This is a genomic window from Shewanella mangrovisoli, assembly GCF_019457635.1.
GTDB lineage: Bacteria > Pseudomonadota > Gammaproteobacteria > Enterobacterales > Shewanellaceae > Shewanella > Shewanella mangrovisoli.
Genome location: NZ_CP080412.1, coordinates 941,187 through 961,506, shown reverse-complemented (window position 1 = coordinate 961,506; position 20,320 = coordinate 941,187). Strand labels below are relative to the sequence as shown.

The following is a 20,320-nucleotide window of genomic DNA, read 5'->3' as shown; positions in this document are numbered from 1 at the left end:
CTGCGCTAACAACGTCATGGTTGAATTGCGAAAAATCACTCGAATAAATGGACTGTCATGCTGACCACCCTAGCCATCTCTAACTATCGCACCTTAAGGGAGATAGTCTTACCCCTTGGACGCCTAAACCTAGTGACTGGCGCTAACGGCAGTGGCAAATCCAATTTATACAAAGCCTTACGGCTATTAGCTCAAACGGCCCAAGGTGGCGTTGTTAATGCGTTAGCGCAAGAAGGCGGCTTAGACTCCTGTTTTTGGGCAGGACCAGAAAATCTCACCAAGGGCATGTTAGCGGGCGACACGCCAATTGAAGCGACAGTCAGACAAGCGCCCAAACGCCTAAAACTCGGGTTTGCTGGCGAAGATTTTAGTTACCTGATTGAACTTGGCCTCCCAAAACCCGACTCAACCACCCTATTTGGTTTAGATCCGCAAATTAAACGCGAGGCGATTTGGAATGGTCCCAAATATCGCCCCGCCAGCGTGTTGGTGGAGCGCCGCGGTCCTATGGTGAAGAGTCGCAGCCCTGAGGGACAAGGTTGGCTCACCTTGAGCGCTCATCTGCAAAGTGGTGACAGTATTTTTACCGAACTTGCCGATCCGGAGCGTAGCCCTGAAGTGTTAACGCTAAGAGACAGCATTCGCGCATGGCGCTTTTACGATCATTTCCGAACCGATGCCGAAGCTGCTGCGCGTCGTCCGCAGCTAGGGACAGCCACGCCAGTATTGCACCATGACGGTCGAGATCTCCCCTCTGCCATACAAACCATTTTTGAGATTGGCGATAAAGCCGCGTTTGATCATGCGGTGACCGATGCTTTTCCAGGGGCCAAGGTGCGTATCACGCCCCAAGCGGGCGGGATACTCCAACTCGAATTCCACCAGCAGGGCTTGTTAAGGCCACTACATGCCAGTGAACTCTCAGACGGTACCCTGAGGTATTTACTGCTTATCGCCGCATTACTCACCCCAAGACCACCCGAGCTAATGGTATTAAACGAGCCCGAAACCAGCCTGCACCCCGATCTATTACCCGCTTTAGCTCGGCTTATCGCCAAGGCTTCCGACGGGTGTCAGCTTTGGGTAGTGTCCCACGCTAACCGCTTGATTAATGCCTTGAGTCAGTTTGAGCATTGCAATACTTTGGCACTCGATAAAAATCTAGGGCAAACCCAAATTGTGGGGCAGGATTTGCTCAATACACCGAGCTGGCAATGGCAACTCAGATAGCCGCTAAGATATAACGTCTCTGCATCATTCGGCATCGTAAAACACGGCCAGCCACAGGGTTTCTCCCTCTGCACTGGTCGACGCGACTCTGTGCTTTTGATGCGGCGCTAAGGTGAGGTAATCCCCAGGTTTTAGGGTAACTAACTGAGCATCTTCGAATTCGAGCTGCGCCTCCCCTTTAAGCAACATCACCCACTCATATTGAGATTGATCGTACCACTCCCCCGCTGGCGTCGAATGGCCTTGCGAGATAATGCGTTCAATCTTCACCTTGCTATTGCCAGCAAAGGTTTCGAACACTTCTTGTGATAAATCATCGGGGAGTGACTGATAAAAATTTTGTAGCATCTTGAATCCTTATCATGGCTCGAGAGCAAGATAATCTATTGAGAAACCAAAGTATAAACCGTTATCATAGGCGCTCTTAGGGCTAAGAGCCTTATGAGATGACAAAAAAGATCGTTGTATCATATGGATATGGAGAAGTTGACCTATGTCGTTGTTTCGCGCATTTAAAGCTAAGTTATTTAATGCCAAGAAAAATAGCTGCGCCCACCAAGACATACCTCTTCAAACCTCTCCCAATCCCGCTCCACTCCCATCCAGTACGTTCAAACCCTATTTTAGTCTTGCCATTCAAGCGACTCCGGCGCAAGCCACTCATTCAGACACCCACGAAGAGTTTACCCGCTATTATTTCGACAGCCCGCAAACGATCGAGCTGCTCGGTTGGGAGCGAGAGCATGAATCCTGTACCTTTCACGAGACCCAATTTGACCGCATAGAGATACACGGCCCAGTGCAAGATTTTTATCTCGGTCAGGATAAGACCTGTAGCCTAGAGCAAGATGCTGATGCGGCGACAACTCAAGAGCGCTGGAAAGTGGCACTGGTAAACCAGCAAGAATTAGTGATCTGCCGTTTTCATGTCGATGCCGAGCACAGAGTACAAGGCGATATGCAGGACTTCGGCAGTCTCACAGGCAAACAGCAACGGACATTCCATCAGATTGAGACAGAGCAAGGTCAGAATCTACTGAGAATTGTCACCCAATCCCCCAACCTCACTCAGGCAGTCGATTGTAATTACTTTGGTGAGCGCAACGGCATCACTCGCCAATTCAATGCCTTAGGTGTATTGCAGTTCGAAGGACATTTTATTGAGGAGCAACAGCTCGGGCGCCAGACTTGGTATGACAATGAAGGCAAAATCAATCAAGTCGAGGAGCGCCACTCCGAAGGAATGCTACTAACCCGCTACTATAGCAATGGTCAGATAAAAGAAACCGCCGAAAAGGATAGTGAAGATAATTATATCAATCAGTTAACTCGCTATTATGAATCAGGCGCCCTGTGGCTAATACGTCCCATGCAGGCGGGAAAAATCCATGGCGCCGAGCATATCTACTATGAAGATGGCACGCTGCAGGCCGAATTAAGCTATGACATGGGGGAATTGGTTAAAGAGCTTTGGTACCATACCAACGGCAATCTTAAACAAGAAGTCCATCTCGATGCAGCGGGCAAAAGCCTCGAAACCTATTACGAAGATGGCCAACTCGCCTGGCGAGAACAGCTCAATCCACAGGGGTTAAATTGCGGTTTACGTCAAGAATGGCACCCCAATGGCGTGCTGGCAAATCAACTCAATTTTGTTGATGGCCTTGCCCATGGTAACAGCGAGAAATGGTATCCGAACGGACAGCTAGAACAATGCATCCCCTTTGAACATGGCCATGAGCAGGGTCTTGCCACTTGGTACCATGAAAATGGTCAACTCTCCCTTGAGATCTACCTTGAAAAGGGCTTAAGAGAAGGCCTTTTCCGCAGCTATTATGAAAGCGGTGTATTGTCTGCCGAAGGCCAATATCAGCGTAACCTCTCTATCGCGCCCTTTATCGAATACTATGAAAACCAGCAAATTCAAATGTATCTGCCGCACACTCAAGGTAATCGCGATGGCACGGCCCGCTGGTTTTATGAAGACGGTACCATCAAGACGATTGCTGAATATGTTGTCCGTGATGGCCAAGGTTACCTCAAGGAACGCTCCTCCTATAACAAGCAAGGTGTTCTCGAATCCTTTGAGAGCCACTCAAACACCCGTTGCGGCTACCATCTTGAGGATAATCAACGGGAATATTATCAAACGGGTCACCCTGATACTCGCATCGAATACTATGAGGATGGGGCTATCCGTTGGCTGCTCACTCGCCTCGACGAGAATCTATTCAGCTCAAAAGCCTTTTCAAAACAAGGCGAATTGCTGGAGTCTGGCTTTGTAAAAGTGATAGAAAACGATTATCAGGATGTCGGCCACTGGCAACGTTTTACACCGCAAGGCAAGTTACAACGCGAAGCCTGGCTCAGCGACGATGGCAAGCTCAATGAAACCCGACACTATTTTGATGCCGCCGAGCAGCAGACGATGACAGCGGAAAGCAAGGTCGATGACAGCAACATTGTCGAAGCAATGGCTCGGGCCAATGATGCGAAGGAACCCCAAACATCGACGCCTATCCTCAGCTACCATTTAAAATTTGACCCAGATAGCCAACTCTATGCCATGAAACGCTATCATCCGAATCGTCAAATCGCCGAAGAAGGCAACTTACTTTTTCAGGGGCAAGAACACTTTTGGGTGGGGATCCACAATCAGTACGATAAACAAGGCCGACTCGAATTATCCGAAACCTATACTATGAATGGTGAACCGATAGAACAGTCCAGCGGTTCAAACCATAGAGTCTTGAATTGATTGAATATCAGCAAGTCAATTCGGCGATGGCCTGCTGATAACTCAAACACTAAAGCAAGGGATTAAAGCGCGAACGTCGCTATGGTCTTTTGGATCCCAACGACATCGGTACCGCGTTTCAGTTCTTTAACCAGAGGCTCACTTTGGCCAGAGATCCAGATCCTAAGCTCGGCATCCATATCGAAATGGCCAGTGGTTTCCACTTCAAAATGAGTAATGGATTTATAGGGCACTGAGTGATAGCTGGTTTTCTTGCCCGTCAGTCCTTGCTTATCAATTAAGATCAAGCGTTTGTTGGTAAATACAAACAGATCGCGGATCACTTTATAGGCCAGTTTTAATTCTTCCTGAATGCCCATAATTGGGCGCAGCTCTTCGGCCAGTTCCTGTAAATCGACCTCAGACGCATTCCCCAGTAACCCATCTAACAATCCCATGCTGACATCCTTTATTATTGAAATTTTTCAATAAAATATCCTGTAGTTAACCAAGTGGCAACAAAGAGAGCGGCAACGGCCCTAAAAACAAAAAGGGAGCATTGAATACTCAATGCTCCCTTGATAACCATTCAAGCCTAAATTAAACGGCTTTTTGACCGCGAACCTGACGGTTTTCACCAACGACCATCATCTCGCATTTTGGACAGTCGAACACCAACTTCAACACATCGTTACCAATCTCAAGCACCATAGGGTCGGCTTTAATGCCCGGCACTTCTTTAGGACAGAGATTGAAGTTAAACCGCAGGCAATGCTTAGTGATCATTAATGGCACGTCTTCGGTCACGCCGTTTTTCTCGTAGGTGTCCTGAATTTCAATCACGCCATGGCGTTGATAAAAGTCCTTCGCCTTTTCGTTTGCTACGTTACCTAAATAACTCAAATGTTTGAAGGGATACACGGCATCTTGATTATATTTCCAAGGTTTTGGACGCTGGTAGCCTTCAACACGGGCAAGTTCTAATGCTGCTACCGCATCACGGCGCAAACCATTGAGCGTTGATGCTGGCAGGAACCAAGGCTGAGCAGTTTCGATACTAATCTCGCGCGCCGTAAAATCGGTACTGCCAAGTTTCGACAATTGAGTACGAATAGTCAGCAAGGTTTTTTCAGCGTCGGTGGCGGGCGTCTTTTCGACTGCAAGCTCAACCGTTGCACTCAGGCCGTACACATCCGTCATCGTTAACGCCACGCCCGTAGCGGTATCAGTTAAACGCATATCGACGCCGATAATACGTTTTGCAGACTCCTTAGAAAGTAAAGTTTCGAAGGCTTGGTTATGGTTACGATACAGCGTCATACCAACACGCAGATCGCGCGGCACCTGCAATACATGCAGCTTATGGCCTTCGGCACGGTTAACACGCAGTCCCTGCAATTTGTCATCGGACTGTTTGGCCATCGCATAGTTTGGCGGGAAATAGGCTAAGCCATCGCCGTTATTAAATTCGTGGGTTGAACTGACTTGAATAAAATCTTTGCCGATAGCGACCACTTTACCCACATCTTGACCGATATATTTTGGCGAGCGGAAATCTTTAATCCCTTGGCTACGCTCATTCACAAAGTAATCTGTGCTGCCACGGTTAAAGGTTTTTTCGGGATCCGGAGTAAACGTATGTTCAGTACGGCCGTGGGATGACGCCACGAACTCAGGGCGACGCGCCATAATGGCATCGAGCTTTTGACGATAATGGGCAGTCACGTTTTTAACGTAACTTAAGTCTTTTAAACGCCCCTCAATTTTGAAGGATCGAACGCCGGCATCAATCAAGGCTTCGAGGTTATCGGTTTGGTTATTGTCTTTTAATGAGAGTAAATGCTCGTTTTGCGCCAACACATCCCCTTGGCGGGTCTTAAGATTGCCCGGCAGACGACACATTTGCGAACATTCACCACGGTTTGCACTTCGATTACTGAAGGCATGACTTAAGTTACATAATCCACTGTAGGCCACACACAGGGCGCCGTGGATAAAGAACTCAATCTGCATATTGGTGTGAGCGGCAACCTCACGGATTTGGCTTAAGCCTAACTCGCGCGCCAATACCACTTGTGAAAAACCCACTTGCTCTAAGAAGGCAACTTTCTCGGGATTACGGTTATCCATTTGCGTACTGGCATGCAGCGCAATCGGCGGCAGGTTAAGTTGCAATACGCCCATGTCCTGCACAATCAATGCATCGGCTCCCGCGTTATACACATCCCAAATCAGCTTTTCAGCGGTCTCGAGTTCATCGTCCATCAGAATAGTGTTAATGGCCACAAACACTTGCGCATGATACTTATGAGCAAAAGTACAGAGACGGGCGATATCTTCCACACTGTTACCCGCGGTCGCACGCGCTCCGAATGCGGGACCACCGATATAAACCGCATCGGCACCATGGCGAATGGCTTCAATGCCATAATCGGCATTTTTTGCAGGCGCCAATAACTCTAAGCGGTTATTAACGTGAGAAAGTGTCTCAGGTGTGTAAATCTCTGGCTGGCTCATACTTCACTGGCTCAAAATGAACAATCACGAAAAAGGTGACGAGTATAACAAAAACTCAAATCCAGCTCTATCTGCAAATCATTTTTCGCTGGATTAAAGCGAGGCGAGATAAGGAGGAGAGACAACAAACTTGCGCCCCAGAGCCGAGCAGAGTATCTTTGCCGCGCATTGTTTAATAGGCGCAATTATGACTGATTTTATATACCAACCACCGACAACTCCCTGGCTCGATGTGCTTTACCAAGATAAAGATATTATCGTGGTCAATAAGCCTTCGGGATTATTGTCCGTGCCCGGTCGCGATCCCGCCCATTACGACAGTGTGTATGCCCGAGTCAAAGCCGAGCATCCCCATTGCCAAATCGTCCATCGCCTCGATATGGCGACCTCGGGTGTCATGGTGGTTGCGCTCATTCGTAGTGCCGAGCGCGAGCTAAAACGCCAATTTCACGATAGAGAAACCAGCAAAACTTATCTTGCCAGAGTCGCGGGACATGTTAAAAATGCGACGGGTAGCGTGGATTATCCGCTGATCTGCGACTGGCCCAATCGCCCAAAACAGAAGGTTGACCACGAAATAGGTAAACCCTCTTTAACCCACTTTGAAGTGCTCAGCCGCGCCAAACGCTCGACGCTGGTAAAGCTAAAGCCGATTACAGGGCGCTCACACCAACTCAGGGTACATATGATGGCGCTGGGGCATCCAATCCTCGGCGACGGCTTTTATGCGGATCCGCTGGCAAAATCCTTAGCACCGCGATTATTACTCCATGCAGCAGAACTGACCATCAAACACCCGTACACGGGTGAGAACATGACGTTCAGTGCCGATGCCCCCTTTTGTGAGCCAGAAGGTGAGCAATGATCACTAAAAACAATAAAAACACCTAAAAGCAGTAGCCATTCACCATAAAAGAACGTAACTTTATGACAATTCATTATGTTATAGAGAGTTTATTTATGGAAACCGCATTTCAGCGCGATCAGCTTGATAACCATATCCTCGAAGCCTTAATGCAAGATGCACGCACCCCGTTTGCCGAGCTTGCCAAACGTTTCAGCGTGAGTGCGGGTACTATCCATGTGCGTGTCGAGAAAATGAAACAAGCGGGGATTATCACGGGTGCCCAGATCACCATCAATCCCAAGGCTCTCGGGTACGATGTCTGCTGTTTTATCGGAATTAATCTCAAAAGTGCCGGCGACTACCCCGCCGCCATCGCCAAGCTAAACGCCTTAGAAGAAGTGGTAGAAGCCTACTACACCACAGGCAACTACAGCATTTTTGTCAAAGTCATGTGTCAATCCATCGATGGCCTGCAACACGTGTTGATTAACCGCATCCAATCCATCGACGAAATTCAATCGACTGAAACCCTTATCAGCCTGCAAAACCCTATCACAAGAGCGGTTAAGCCATAAAAAAACATCGCTCAAAGAGCGATGTTTTCTAGACTAAACAATAGAATAGAACTATCAAATATCAATAGTTCTACCCTTGTCTCATTACTTAATTTTACGACGTAACCACACAGCAGGTAGCATTAACAAACTTAACCAACCAAGTGAACCACCATCTTCAGGCTGGTTTTCAACCATCACAGAGACTGTCTTAGTATCCATGTTGCCATGGCTATCTGAAACAATCAGTTCAAATGACAGTGTTTCACCTTCAGGCGGTACTGAGGGAGCAGTGAAGCTAATGTCACTGGCGGTAGCATTGAATGTAGCTACAGCACCCGCTGTTTGAACCCATTTATAGGTTAAAGCATCGTTATTAGCATCTGACGATCCTTTACCAGAAATCGCCACTGTTGCACCTTCCTTCACTTTTGCAGGGGCAGAAATATCTGCCACAGGAGCAACTTGGATAACACCAAATTGACGCTGCATTTCAACAGTATCATCGCCTAACGTATTCGATAGATTGATAGCGAAGAATTCACCAGACTTACGAGGGATGAGATCAAAGCCAACGGACAAGATTTCACTCGAACCAGCCGGCTGAGTCACTGACCATTTAATATTGGTATCAGTTAATACCCCATCATGACTAATATTCGTAATTTCATGACCTTGAGATAACAGTGCTTCTAACGAATACACTTTATCTTCGGAGGTTAAGTTAGGCTCAATACCAAAACTAATGTGGCTCGCTTCTCCCGCAACCATAGTACTAGAAAGATCTGTAGAAACAGTCACATCGTCTTTACGTGTTAACTTGAATGGAATCTGCTTTATCACACTACCATCGCTTGCGAGTGCAGCTAAGATACCTGCGGTACTTTGTTTAGTATTCCAATCAAAAGTAATGCTTACCTCACCGTCTGACTCTGACACTTTCGTCATTACCGAGTCACTGAGTGAATCCGCATCAAACATAACTGATGATATTTCGACTAATACATCATCTACCGCGCCAGGAGCTGAAGCGGTATAGCCATCAACAACCACATAGTATTGACCCGCGGGCAAATCTGTAAAAGATACAACTTCATCTGAATTTGGACCAGCACTTGAACCTATCTTAACGAAAGAAGAGTTCAAAATGCGTAGATCGACATCAGGCGCGGTCTCAGAAGAAATTTTGAACTGAACATTCGGCAAATCTTCTGGGAAAGTCACAGCAATATAATCTAAATCACCATCAGGAACCTTAAGAGTACTAGGTTCAATCAAATCGGTTGCCTTGTCGTAGACATTGATAGACATACCGGTTTGTCCTTTAACGACATAACCACTGTACGTCATGCTACCTTGTGTACGTCCAGCTTCAAGGTTAATGCTATCAGGTAAGTTATTACCTTCAGCTTTAACAGCCACAGGTAGCTTAACCTCGGGTAAGTTGTCCGCCACCAATTTAATGTTGGCGAAATTCCAACCTTCATCAGCCGCAGATACATCAGCAGTGATAGTTAACTCTTTAGTTTCACCCGCAGCTAACGTAAATTCAGCAGGCGATACGACAAGCGCAAAACCATCAACCATACCTACTGCAGAGGCTTTCCAACTGCCTGCAACTGTTGCTTTAACAACACGAGTCCAAGTGCACTTATCAACACAAGCAGCATTTGCCATTGTCGGTAAGTTAATAGCTTCAGGTTTACCACCAACCATAGGGTCTGCTTTTAGGTAGTTAACATAAGACTCATCCATAACCAAACCAGTCTTAGCCGCAGCTTCTAGATTGGCAAAACCCGCGCCCATATCAAAGAAATCTGAAGGTGTTTTACCATCTTCTTTCAGCGTATTTTGGTTTGCAGTCAACATTAATGCTGATTGAATTTCTGCAGGTGTCCATGTTGGATGAATTTTAGCAAGTAGGGTTAATGCACCCGCAATATGCGGACTCGCCATAGAAGTTCCGCTCAAAAAACCGAAATCACTAGGATCAGGGTTTTCTTTAAAAGCAGCTGACTGTGAATCGGCATAAGCAGCAAAAATGTTCACACCCGGTGCCGCGATTGATGGTGCAATCACGTTAGGTACAGACTTGTTTGGTCCACGAGAAGTAAACTCCGCCGCAATGCGAGCTAACTTATCATCATGAATAACTTCAGAACCGGAAATAGTCGCGGTATGACCTTCACCACTAGCTAGCCAAGCACGTAATTTATCGCCTTGAGCTGCATTAATATTAATCGCTGGCAATACATGAGCATCAGCAACCACACTATCAGCACCACCAGTGACGTTTGCCAGTACCAGAGCAGCTGCCCCACCGGCTTTTACGTTACGGCCTTTATCAACACGTGCAATTTCACCACGGTCGCACACAACAATAGTGTCCGCAGCAAAAGTATTAGCAGGGAAAGGTTTTAAACATTGTGCAGGGTCTTCACCTGGATCATTAGCGTTTGTAAAATCACCTGCATATACAATTTTGCCACTATAGGCACCAGTCATTGCCTTACCAGTTAGAGTCCCTGGAGCAGACGTATCACCACCAGTAAAGCCACTAAGTGTTTTATCAGAAAAATCACGGTCATGAGTGTAAGCAGCAACGGTTGTAATCCAAGGAGCATCACCTGGTGAACCAACTGTACCAGCATCTGGACCGTCGTTACCCGCCGAAGTTGCTACATGAATACCCGCTTTACGAGCAGATAAAAATGCTAATGCATCCGCATCTTGCCAAGGGTTACTAGAGCCACCACCAATGGAATAGTTTAATACGTCAATGCCATTTTCGATGGCATGCTCAACAGCAAGCACAGTCAAAGAGGGTAAGCAACCTGCAAAATTGATCTTATCTTTCTCGCCAGGTAAACAAACTTGATATGAAACAATGTTGGCATGTGGAGCAACACCTGATACCTGCTCAAATACCACGCCAGAGTCCTTACCATCAACATCTGGAACATTTTGATTAACTAACACGTTACCCGCTGTCGTACTTGCAGTATGCGAACCGTGCCCGTTGTGGTCTTCACCATTGGCAGGTACAGTCACATCATAATCAAGATACAATTTGGTCACAGCCGGCCAACTGTGAACCCCAATTAATTTATCATTACATAATTCAGGGAAATCGGCTTTACAGTCTCCAGAGTAGTTATTTTCACCCCAAGGGTTAGTGTGATCATAACCATCACCGCCTTTGTCGGCAAAGGAAGGATGGTCTGTGTTAACGCCAGTATCAATGATACCAACGATCATACCTTCACCCTTTGTCGCTACACCAGTTGCGTCTCCACTCCAAATAGTAGGAGCCTTAATGATATTTGGACCCGAATCGGTTTGAACATAACGTAACGTTTCACGCTGGATATGAACTACACCAGCCACTTTAGCTAATTTAATCGCGTCGTTTTGTGACATTTCAACAACCAAGCCGTTATAGGCCAAGGCTGTTCTTTGTTGAACATTTAATTCACCGACTACAGATTTCGCCTTCGCAATAAAACTATCTTGCTGGTTAGTAAGATATTGTCGGTATGATTTAACTGCTGCACTCTTTACATCTAGTTTGTGAACTTGATTTTTTTCAGGGCTGGTTGCTTTAAAGCCTTCCACGTCCCCCTCGTACAGGGCGACAGGGCTATCAGCTAAACGAACAAAGTAACGATACTTGCCAGGAGCCAAATCAGCTTCAGGAGTGAAGACTGCTTGGGTAGTCCCGACAACCGCAGTAATTGGTTTTGAGTGTTGAACTGGAATTTGATCTAGAACATTAGATGGTTTGGAGACTGTAACATTGGCAACGCTATGGGAGATATTACCCGCGGAAGCTCCCATCGATAATAGTGCTGCTGATACTGCTAGCGCAATTTTATTCTTCATTCGCTGTTTCCTTGTCAAATATGCAACTGATTTTATTATGTTTTTATAATAACTAGCATTTCATCAAACTAAGCAATAGAAGCAAAGCTGTAGAAAACTCTACAAACATTAGGGCCATTATCGCCAGCTTTTAAAACAATAGTTAAACATTTTTAACACATCAGGATCACAACAACAACAAACGCATACATTAAGGATTAATTACGTATCTATAGGTGCTTTTTCAAACCACAAGACTTATAAGCTTATTTTTCTCGACCGAAATAACAGTAATTGACCCCATAAGTTAATAAGCTTGAGAACTGACCTAATATCAATATCAGCAAAACCTTTACTCTTTAGATAGTTAACACAGCAAAAAAATAGATAAAATAAAAAAAACAAAACCTTAAAGAAAACTAGTTTTTAAAAAACATCCCATTTCCTATGTCGTTTTTCATTACGGCTCAATTGTTCAATGCCTCCAGAATATCCATCATAAAAGCCATCAATTAATAACCGAGAAGATTTGGCGACGTATTACGAGTAAGAGAAAACAACATTTAAACCGTATGGCAAATTGTTTATAGGCATGTTGAGTTTGCTATAAGGACAAGAACTTATTCCGATAAAATTAAACCTATGGATATAGCTAACGGGCTCAGACACTACAGTTGTTAGGACAGAATTTGAAAATAACAACGAAAAAATTCCTAATAAAAGATTCTAAAATCCCCAACTAGTTAGAGCAGATAACGAAATACGGCACTAGCTTAACCATGCCCAAGTCTTAGCAATGATTAACACATTGATATCAAGACTTGGGCTTTAGCTCATTTGACTAACACATGACATTAGCTACGAGCGCAGCCCTATGCCTCTGGAGATTAGGTAATACGCAACGCCCCAAAGTACGGCGCAAAAGCCCACCATAATACCAATTGAAAGCGGAATGCTGATATCGGCAAAACCTAAGAAACCGTAACGGAAGACGTTGATCATATAGACCACAGGGTTCAGTGCCGAAACGCCTTGCCAGAATGATGGCAGCAACGACAGTGAATAGAATACCCCGCCAAGGTAAGTTAAGGGCGTGAGCACAAACGTCGGGATGATGCTGATATCATCGAAACTCTTGGCAAATACTGCGTTAATTAATCCCCCTAAGGAGAACAGCACTGAAGTTAAAAATACCGTCATGACCACAAGGCCTGCATGATGCAAGCTGATGTCGACAAAGAACATGGCGACTAGCGTGACGATTAAACCAACGCATAAGCCGCGAGCGACACCGCCACCCACGTAGCCTGCGATCATCACATAGTGAGGTACGGGCGCGACCATTAACTCCTCGAGATTGCGCTGAAATTTCGCGCTATAGAAAGAGCTCGCCACATTCGAATAGGAGTTAGTAATCACCGACATCATGATTAGACCTGGCGCGATAAACTCCATATAAGATACGCCACCCATATCACCAATGCGGCTACCGACCAAGTTGCCAAAAATCAAAAAATACAAGGTCATAGTGATCGCTGGCGGGACTAAGGTCTGGATCCAGATCCGGGTAAAACGATTGATTTCCTTAGTTAATATGCTTTTGAAGGCGATAAAATACAGCTGTTTCATGCCTAAGCTCCTTGGGTTTTCTTCACTAACTCGACGAAGAGTTCTTCTAAACGATTGGATTTGTTACGCATCGACAAAACCTCTACCTTAGCGGCGGTTAGTTGCGTAAACACATCATTGAGATTGTGATCCTTCGCCACATCCACCTCTAAGGTATGCGGATCGGTTAAACGGCAAACCATACCATTGAGTGCGGGAGCGACATCGATGTCGCGGCGCAGGTCAAGGATAAAGGTTTCAAGATTCAGCTTACTCAGCAAGGCCTTCATGCTCGTGCATTCCACCAACACGCCCTTATCGATAATGCCGATATTACGACACAGCATTTCTGCTTCTTCAAGGTAGTGGGTGGTCAGAATGATAGTCACGCCCTGTTGGTTGATTTGCTTGAGGAATTCCCACATTGAACGGCGTAGCTCAATATCGACCCCTGCAGTTGGTTCATCTAAGATCAGTAACTTAGGTTCGTGCATCAGGGCGCGGGCAATCATTAATCGCCGCTTCATCCCGCCTGACAGCGTACGAGATTGGCTGTTGCGCTTATCCCACAAATCCAACTGGCTTAAGTATTTTTGGGCTCGCTCAAGAGCCACGGCCTTAGGCACACCATAATAACCCGCCTGATTCACGACGATTTGCAGTACCGTTTCAAACTGGTTGAAGTTAAATTCCTGTGGCACTAAACCTATGCACAGCTTGGCTTCCTCGAGCTGCTTATCGATATCAAAATCAAACACCTGCACAGAGCCAGCGGTTTTCTGCACTAAGGAGCTGATAATCCCAATGGTGGTCGACTTACCCGCGCCATTCGGGCCGAGCAATGCAAAAAAGTCTCCCTGTTCAACGGTAAGGCTAATCCCCTTTACCGCCTCAACGCCGCCTTTGTAGGTTTTTTTTAGCCCCTCGAGTACGAGAGCATGGGCATGATTGGCCATAGTGCTACCTGATCCTGAAAGAATGAACAAAACAATAAGATGGTGTCGAAAACAGCAAATGCAATACGCCGCTGTATAAAAACGAAGTATGACTCTAGTTGATTGAATCAATACAGATTAATTTATTAAAAATAACTAATAGATCACCAAGCGCGGATACATGACCCCAAACAACATTTGCGTCGCCAACTTACAGCACAAAACAAAACTCCCGCCTAGGCGGGAGTTTGAGTCATAACGCATCGGGGCTTATTCGAGCGGCACCACTTTGGCGATATAAGGCAAGTTGCGGTATTGCTCAGCATAATCGATGCCGTAACCCACAATAAACTCATCTGGGATCGTAAAACCGATAAAGTCGACCTTAACATCCACTTCGCGGCGCTCGGGTTTATCCAATAGAGTGCACAGGGCTAAGCTCTTTGGCTCACGCAATAACAGCATTTCGCGTACTTTGTTTAAAGTGTTGCCCGAGTCAATTAAGTCTTCCACAATCAGCACGTCGCGGCCCGCGATATCCGATTGCACATCCTTCAGCACTTTCACATCCCGTGAGCTGGTCATGGCATTGCCATAGCTCGAAACCGACATAAAATCGATTTCAACATGGCCTTTAATACGGCGGCACAGATCAGCCATAAATACGACTGAACCTTTTAATAATCCCACCATCAGCAAACGCTCGCTGTTGGCATAGTGGGCATTGATTTGCTCGGCCATTTGATCCAATTTTTGGCTGATCTCTTCCGCGGAGATCATCACTTCGGTGGTGTGTTTCATATCAGTCTCAATTGTCGATGTCATTAGGGGAGTGTTTGTCATAGCCCCAGCGACTCGTTAATGCATGGTCAACGCCCAAATGATCGAGCATTCGAGCGACCATGAAGTCTACCAGATCTTCTACGGATTTGGGATTATGATAAAAGCCCGGCGCCGCAGGCATAATAGTGGCACCTAAGCGCGACAGAGTTAACATATGCTCTAAGTGTATGGCATTAAAAGGAGTTTCCCGCGGAACCAAGATCAGCTGACCGCGCTCTTTTAATACCACGTCCGCCGCCCGTTCGAGCAAATTATTGCTCATGCCAGTGGCAACAGCCGCCAGTGTCCCCGTCGAACAAGGGCAAATCACCATTTGTTTAGGTGCAGCACTGCCTGAAGCTGGCGGCGAAAACCACTCATCTTTGCCTAATACCACTAACTCGCCAGATAAGGTTATCTTCTTCTGTGCCAGCACCTCGAGCAATTGTGCCTTAGCTTTATCGCTGTTCGCACTGAGCTGTAAGCCATGTTCAGTGGCCAGCACCACCCGAGCGGCGCTTGAGATCATTAAAAAGACTTGATAGCCCGAGGCTAATAAGCATTCTAATAATTTCAAGCCATAAGGCGCGCCCGAGGCTCCCGTCCAAGCTAAGCTAATGGCTTTCTCAGATTTGGCGTAGGCCATATTAGTCCGCCTGCTGAAGAAACTGAGGGCTAACTTCGAGCGCTGCCAACAGTTTCTTATGTAAGCCGCCAAAGCCGCCGTTACTCATCACCACGATAGTGTCACCTGCTTTTGCCGAGGCAGAAACTTTAGCCACAACATCATCAATCTGATGCAGGACAGTCACAGGGATCACCGCAGCTTCCATCGCCTCTTTCATATTCCAATCGATAGTATCGGCTTGATATAAAAAGGCTTCGTCCGCTTGCAGCATAGAATGAGCCAGCGTGTCTTTGTGCACCCCACTCTTCATTGTGTTTGAGCGTGGCTCTAATACGATAGTGATTTTGCTTTGACCGACCTTGGCACGCATGCCCTTAATGGTGGTCGCAATCGCCGTTGGATGGTGAGCAAAATCATCGTATACGCTCACACCGTGAACAGTACCCAACAGCTCTAGACGACGTTTCGGCGGTACAAAGCGGGTTAATGCCGCGATAGCAGCACTCGGTTTAACCCCAACATGGCGCGCGGCCGCGATGGCCATTAGCGCGTTTTCAATATTGTGCTGACCAATCAGCGCCCATTCGAGCACACCTTGTGATTCACCATCGAAGAAGACTTCAAACTCGTGGCAATCATCACTTAAGGCTTTTGCATGCCAGCCTTTGGTCACCTCAGCGGTGTGGAAAGTCTCTTGCTCGCTCCAGCAGCCCATCTCAATGGTTTGCTTTACCGCGTGGGAATCGGCAGGCCAAATCACTTTGCCTTGCCCAGGCACAGTTCGGATCAGATGATGGAACTGTTTTTGGATCGCCGCTAAATCGGCAAAAATATCGGCATGGTCAAATTCGAGGTTATTGATCACCAGCGTACGGGGATGATAATGCACAAATTTAGAACGCTTATCGAAGAAGGCGCTGTCGTACTCATCGGCTTCGACCACAAAAAACGCCGATTCCCCTAAACGGGCCGACACGCCAAAGTTTTGTGGCACGCCACCAATCAAGAAACCGGGTTGATAACCACAATCCTCTAAGATCCACGCCAGCATGCTTGAGGTGGACGTTTTTCCATGGGTACCAGATACGGCTAACACCCAACGCTCAGGCAGAATATGATCGGCTAAAAACTGTGGTCCAGAGGTGTAAGGGATCCCAAGGTTTAATACCGCTTCGACGCAAGGATTACCTCGGCTCATGGCATTACCAATCACCACGAGATCGGGATAACTGCCCGCTTCACCTAACTGGCTTGGATCAAAACCTTGAATGAGTTCAATACCTTGCTCTTCAAGCTGCGTACTCATCGGTGGATAGACGTTGGCATCCGAGCCTGTCACTCTGTGCCCTTTTGCCCTAGCCAAGAGTGCTAGACCACCCATGAAGGTTCCACAAATTCCTAAAATATGTACGTGCATACCGCTCGCTCTGATGTTTTTGAATTCAAGGCTATTCTAATCCATAGCTCCGCAGATTGGCAGGTTAGGATCTCGGAAAAGCCACTTGTTTGGCAAAGATACTGATAGAGAAAGGGATTTTTACAATTGAGAGAAGTTTAGCTAACAGAATTGTGCCACCAAGCTCACTTATCCCCGCAAGCTGGCATAGAGCTTTGGATATTGACTGCGGTGACGATTAAAGAGGAACTGACGCAGGGCTTCTCGCTCTTCGGCTTCGGCCTGAAACCTGACAATCGCTAGCCCCTCTTCATGGCGAATAGGCTCGATTTTAACTCGCATGGTTTCACCATCGGGCAACTGTAATTGCAATTCTTGGCTATCGACTAAGCGCTCAAACTGTTGTGGTGATTTAGCCCGGATCGCCATCCCTGAACTCGATAAAGACACCACTGACCATTGCTCGCCTTGATCTTGGTCGAAGATCCATACATCTTCAGGCTGAGTCAGACGCCAACTCCGTTCAGCCCCTTTAGCATCTAGCACTTCAGGCACCCCGAGAGTGGGCTGTAATTGACCAAAATCATCGAGGCGCATCTCAAGGGGAAACCAGAGTTTATAAGGGCCGACCTCGGCCAGCAGGGTCAACTTGGCCTTACCCAAAAGTGAGGCCAGCGCCTGCGGCACATCGGTTTTGACCGTTAATACATGGTTAACCAAGGGCTCAGGATGAGCATCCTCGGCGTTATGGGTTATGCGATTAGGAGAAAATAGCTCTCTAAAACAAGCCAATTCCTCTAAGGTTAAATGCGGCTCATCGACCATACTGCAACCTACTCAGATGAATCCCTTGTACAAAAAATTACCACCAAAGCATGACTCTGTACATTTTTTCATCTATAAATTTGCAAAAAAAGAAAAGTAGGCTAGCAAGGCTAAGGTCTGACTCCTATTAGCCATTTGCACTATTTAATGAAGAGCGAACCACTCGTTGAGGGCCACAGGCTCGCGTATTGAGCTAAATCATTCATCCCTTTGCTGGCTTGCAGGGGGCGCGAAGAGAATTTTACATCGCTCCGAGAATGTCAGCCCCCGAGCCGTCACCTCGCTGAACATATCGCGCCATTCGCTAAAGGTCACTTTGAATGGATTAAAACTGTTGACGGGTTTAGTGATCCCGTAAATCACTGTCTCGTCCTCGGGTACAAAGGTACCGAAGAGTTTGTCCCAAATAATCAAAATACCGGCATAATTTTTATCGATATACTGCGGATTACGCCCATGGTGCACCCTGTGGTGGGAAGGCGTATTAAATAGCCATTCTAATGGGCCAAGTTTTGTCACCGCTTGGGTATGCACAAAAAACTGTAACCCTAAATTCAGTAGCACCACAAAAACCACCCAATTAGGGTCGAAGCCTAAGATCACCAGCGGCAACCAAAACACCCACATGCCGGCGAAGGGATACATCAAACTCTGGCGAAACGCAGTGCTAAAATTCATATTCTCCGAGCTATGGTGTACCACATGGGCCGCCCACATCCAACGCACTCTATGGCTCGCACGGTGGAACCAGTAATAGCAAAAATCTTGGGCAATCATCAGCAATACAAAGCTGAGTGGCCCCATTTGAATATCGAATAATTTCCAACCAAATACCGCTAGATACAACTTAGAGATCAGCAAACCCGTGAGGATATCCGCGCCTTGGTGCATGGTGGCGAGACTAAAATTACACAGCACTTCCTTGGTGTGATAACGGGCACTCACTGGCAGTTTTTGTCTTCTGTCGCCAAAGTACCATTCCAGCAAAATGCAGACAAAAAATAGTGGGGCCAATACCAGCAGCAACACCTCGGGGTGATTGATTAACGCAGCGATATCCATATACCTTTATCCTATTGTTATTATTCTATTAAAGCGTAAATCTGCCCATAGCCTACCAGCGGGCGTAATGGTCCTCAGTCAATCCCAATACATTGTTGAGTTGGAATTTACGTCCCTGATGGTCAATGATAAAACCGCTAAAAAGCCCCAGATATTGACGGAAGTTACTCTTCAGCAAGATAAAATTGCGTTTCTCACTGCGGCAATTTCGCGCCGTAAACTCTAAATCGACGCGGCCATCGTGACTATGAATACGCCAGAGATCTGTGCCCTGCTGGCCATGACGGTCAAATTCAAATTGCACAGGCCCGAGCAAATGCCGCTCGCCGTTGATCCAAAACACGTTTTCATTGGCACCGGTTTCATTCACGCCCGCCGCAAGATTTAATCCGATCACCCCTTCATCTATTTGGGCATTGATGGATGCCCAGCGCCAGCTGGTATCGCGGCGCATAAAGCCCGCGGAAAAATCATAACCTGCGAGGGCAAAATTCAATGGTTGCGGTTCATGATCTATGGTGAGTTGTCCTTTGACCGATAAACCATTGTGCTTTTGGGTATAGGTCCAGCCGTTGTATCCCGTGGGGCTACACATGGCCATAGGTAAACTTAAGGGTAAGGCATGCAGGGTTAAATCGGCTTGAATGCTTTTAGTATCAATCACTAAATGCCAATTCCCCTCTTGGATCTCAAAGGTCACGCTAGCGCCTTTGCCGCCGATAGCGGCTGTGCCATTCGCGGGAGAAGGCGTCATCCGATAACCAAACCCAAAGGGTTTTAGCCAGTCCTGCTGAGTTAACCTGTTGTTTTTAATATCGTATAAATAACAAAAACCACTACCTAGATAGGCGATATCCGCCAGTGCGATGCCAAGGATATAGCGCGGCGTGATAATCGAAATAAACTGGAACTGCTTAAAATCAAACCGTTTTGCCCAAGCCGATGCGGGCTTGTCCATGGTATCGAAATAGGCAAAATCTGCTAAACCTAAGCTTCCCACTATGCCATCGAAATGGCCGAAATGTGGCTGACCTTTGGCATTGATTAAACTGTCGGGGGCGATTTGAGTAATAATCCTAGACATAAACTCGCCTTTGCTTGTGCAGTCGAAGGAGCATTTATGCTCTCTTATTTAATGTTGAATTTTTACTCTAACCTGTCGCCCATTGCATTAAAAGAGTGCAAGCTCAAATTGTTGTGATTTTGTTGCCGGCGAGAATTCGGTTTAATCCCACCTGTGGATCATAAAAAAGCGCCCAAAGGCGCTTAATCGACACAAACTTATCCGCTACATGATA

16 protein-coding genes are annotated in these 20,320 nt (G+C 46.6%); 4 read left to right on the top strand and 12 right to left on the bottom strand.

The window, feature by feature from the left end; genetic code table 11:
• The first annotated feature begins 57 nt into the window (after nucleotides 1–57).
• Complete coding sequence (locus tag K0H60_RS04305; protein WP_220057381.1) at nucleotides 58–1,230, top strand: AAA family ATPase; 1,173 nt, start codon at nucleotides 58–60, stop codon at nucleotides 1,228–1,230.
• Between the two features lie 24 nt (nucleotides 1,231–1,254).
• Here K0H60_RS04305 and K0H60_RS04300 read toward each other — a convergent pair whose 3' ends face one another.
• Nucleotides 1,255–1,578, bottom strand: coding sequence for a cupin domain-containing protein (locus K0H60_RS04300; RefSeq protein ID WP_220057380.1), 324 nt, complete (start codon nucleotides 1,576–1,578; stop codon nucleotides 1,255–1,257).
• Nucleotides 1,579–1,723: 145 nt separating this feature from the next.
• Here K0H60_RS04300 and K0H60_RS04295 point away from each other — a divergent pair, with 145 nt between their 5' ends.
• A complete protein-coding gene (locus K0H60_RS04295; RefSeq protein WP_220057379.1) occupies nucleotides 1,724–3,988 on the top strand; it encodes a toxin-antitoxin system YwqK family antitoxin in 2,265 nt (754 codons plus the stop codon).
• A gap of 62 nt (nucleotides 3,989–4,050) precedes the next feature.
• Here the strand turns inward: K0H60_RS04295 and K0H60_RS04290 are convergent, their stop codons facing one another.
• Together K0H60_RS04290 and K0H60_RS04285 are read right to left on the bottom strand one after the other, a co-directional pair.
• Complete coding sequence (locus K0H60_RS04290; protein WP_220057378.1) at nucleotides 4,051–4,425, bottom strand: PH domain-containing protein; 375 nt, start codon at nucleotides 4,423–4,425, stop codon at nucleotides 4,051–4,053.
• Nucleotides 4,426–4,567: 142 nt separating this feature from the next.
• Entirely contained in the window at nucleotides 4,568–6,484 is a 1,917-nt protein-coding gene (locus K0H60_RS04285; RefSeq protein ID WP_220057377.1) for a peptidase U32 family protein, read from the bottom strand.
• Between the two features lie 187 nt (nucleotides 6,485–6,671).
• Here K0H60_RS04285 and rluA point away from each other — a divergent pair, with 187 nt between their 5' ends.
• Together rluA and asnC are read left to right on the top strand one after the other, a co-directional pair.
• A complete protein-coding gene (gene rluA / locus K0H60_RS04280; RefSeq protein ID WP_220057376.1) occupies nucleotides 6,672–7,349 on the top strand; it encodes a bifunctional tRNA pseudouridine(32) synthase/23S rRNA pseudouridine(746) synthase RluA in 678 nt (225 codons plus the stop codon).
• Between the two features lie 95 nt (nucleotides 7,350–7,444).
• Complete coding sequence (asnC, locus tag K0H60_RS04275; protein ID WP_220057375.1) at nucleotides 7,445–7,906, top strand: transcriptional regulator AsnC; 462 nt, start codon at nucleotides 7,445–7,447, stop codon at nucleotides 7,904–7,906.
• Nucleotides 7,907–7,990: 84 nt separating this feature from the next.
• Here asnC and K0H60_RS04270 read toward each other — a convergent pair whose 3' ends face one another.
• The 9 genes from K0H60_RS04270 to K0H60_RS04230 all read right to left on the bottom strand — a co-directional run bounded on the left by K0H60_RS04270 (nucleotide 7,991) and on the right by K0H60_RS04230 (nucleotide 20,106).
• Nucleotides 7,991–11,767, bottom strand: a complete 3,777-nt coding sequence (locus K0H60_RS04270) for a S8 family serine peptidase (RefSeq protein WP_220057374.1) — start codon at nucleotides 11,765–11,767, stop codon at nucleotides 7,991–7,993.
• A gap of 837 nt (nucleotides 11,768–12,604) precedes the next feature.
• Nucleotides 12,605–13,375 carry an ABC transporter permease gene (locus K0H60_RS04265; RefSeq protein ID WP_011715945.1) on the bottom strand — a complete coding sequence of 257 codons (771 nt, stop codon included), beginning with the start codon at nucleotides 13,373–13,375 and terminating at the stop codon, nucleotides 12,605–12,607.
• 2 nt (nucleotides 13,376–13,377) lie between these two features.
• A complete protein-coding gene (locus K0H60_RS04260; RefSeq protein WP_220057373.1) occupies nucleotides 13,378–14,310 on the bottom strand; it encodes an ABC transporter ATP-binding protein in 933 nt (310 codons plus the stop codon).
• Nucleotides 14,311–14,559: 249 nt separating this feature from the next.
• Entirely contained in the window at nucleotides 14,560–15,090 is a 531-nt protein-coding gene (gene hpt / locus K0H60_RS04255) for a hypoxanthine phosphoribosyltransferase (RefSeq protein ID WP_011623888.1), read from the bottom strand.
• Between the two features lie 7 nt (nucleotides 15,091–15,097).
• Nucleotides 15,098–15,757, bottom strand: a complete 660-nt coding sequence (locus tag K0H60_RS04250; RefSeq protein ID WP_220057372.1) for a flavin prenyltransferase UbiX — start codon at nucleotides 15,755–15,757, stop codon at nucleotides 15,098–15,100.
• 1 nt (nucleotide 15,758) lies between these two features.
• Entirely contained in the window at nucleotides 15,759–17,156 is a 1,398-nt protein-coding gene (gene mpl, locus K0H60_RS04245) for a UDP-N-acetylmuramate:L-alanyl-gamma-D-glutamyl-meso-diaminopimelate ligase (RefSeq protein ID WP_220057371.1), read from the bottom strand.
• Nucleotides 17,157–17,324: 168 nt separating this feature from the next.
• On the bottom strand, nucleotides 17,325–17,960 hold the full coding sequence (locus tag K0H60_RS04240; RefSeq protein WP_220057370.1) for a hypothetical protein: 636 nt from the start codon (nucleotides 17,958–17,960) through the stop codon (nucleotides 17,325–17,327).
• A 198-nt stretch (nucleotides 17,961–18,158) separates the two neighbouring features.
• On the bottom strand, nucleotides 18,159–19,022 hold the full coding sequence (locus K0H60_RS04235; RefSeq protein WP_220057369.1) for a sterol desaturase family protein: 864 nt from the start codon (nucleotides 19,020–19,022) through the stop codon (nucleotides 18,159–18,161).
• 52 nt (nucleotides 19,023–19,074) lie between these two features.
• The gene (locus K0H60_RS04230; RefSeq protein WP_220057368.1) at nucleotides 19,075–20,106 is read right to left on the bottom strand and encodes a DUF2804 domain-containing protein; all 1,032 of its coding nucleotides are present in this window, start codon (nucleotides 20,104–20,106) and stop codon (nucleotides 19,075–19,077) included.
• Nucleotides 20,107–20,320: the final 214 nt, after the last annotated feature.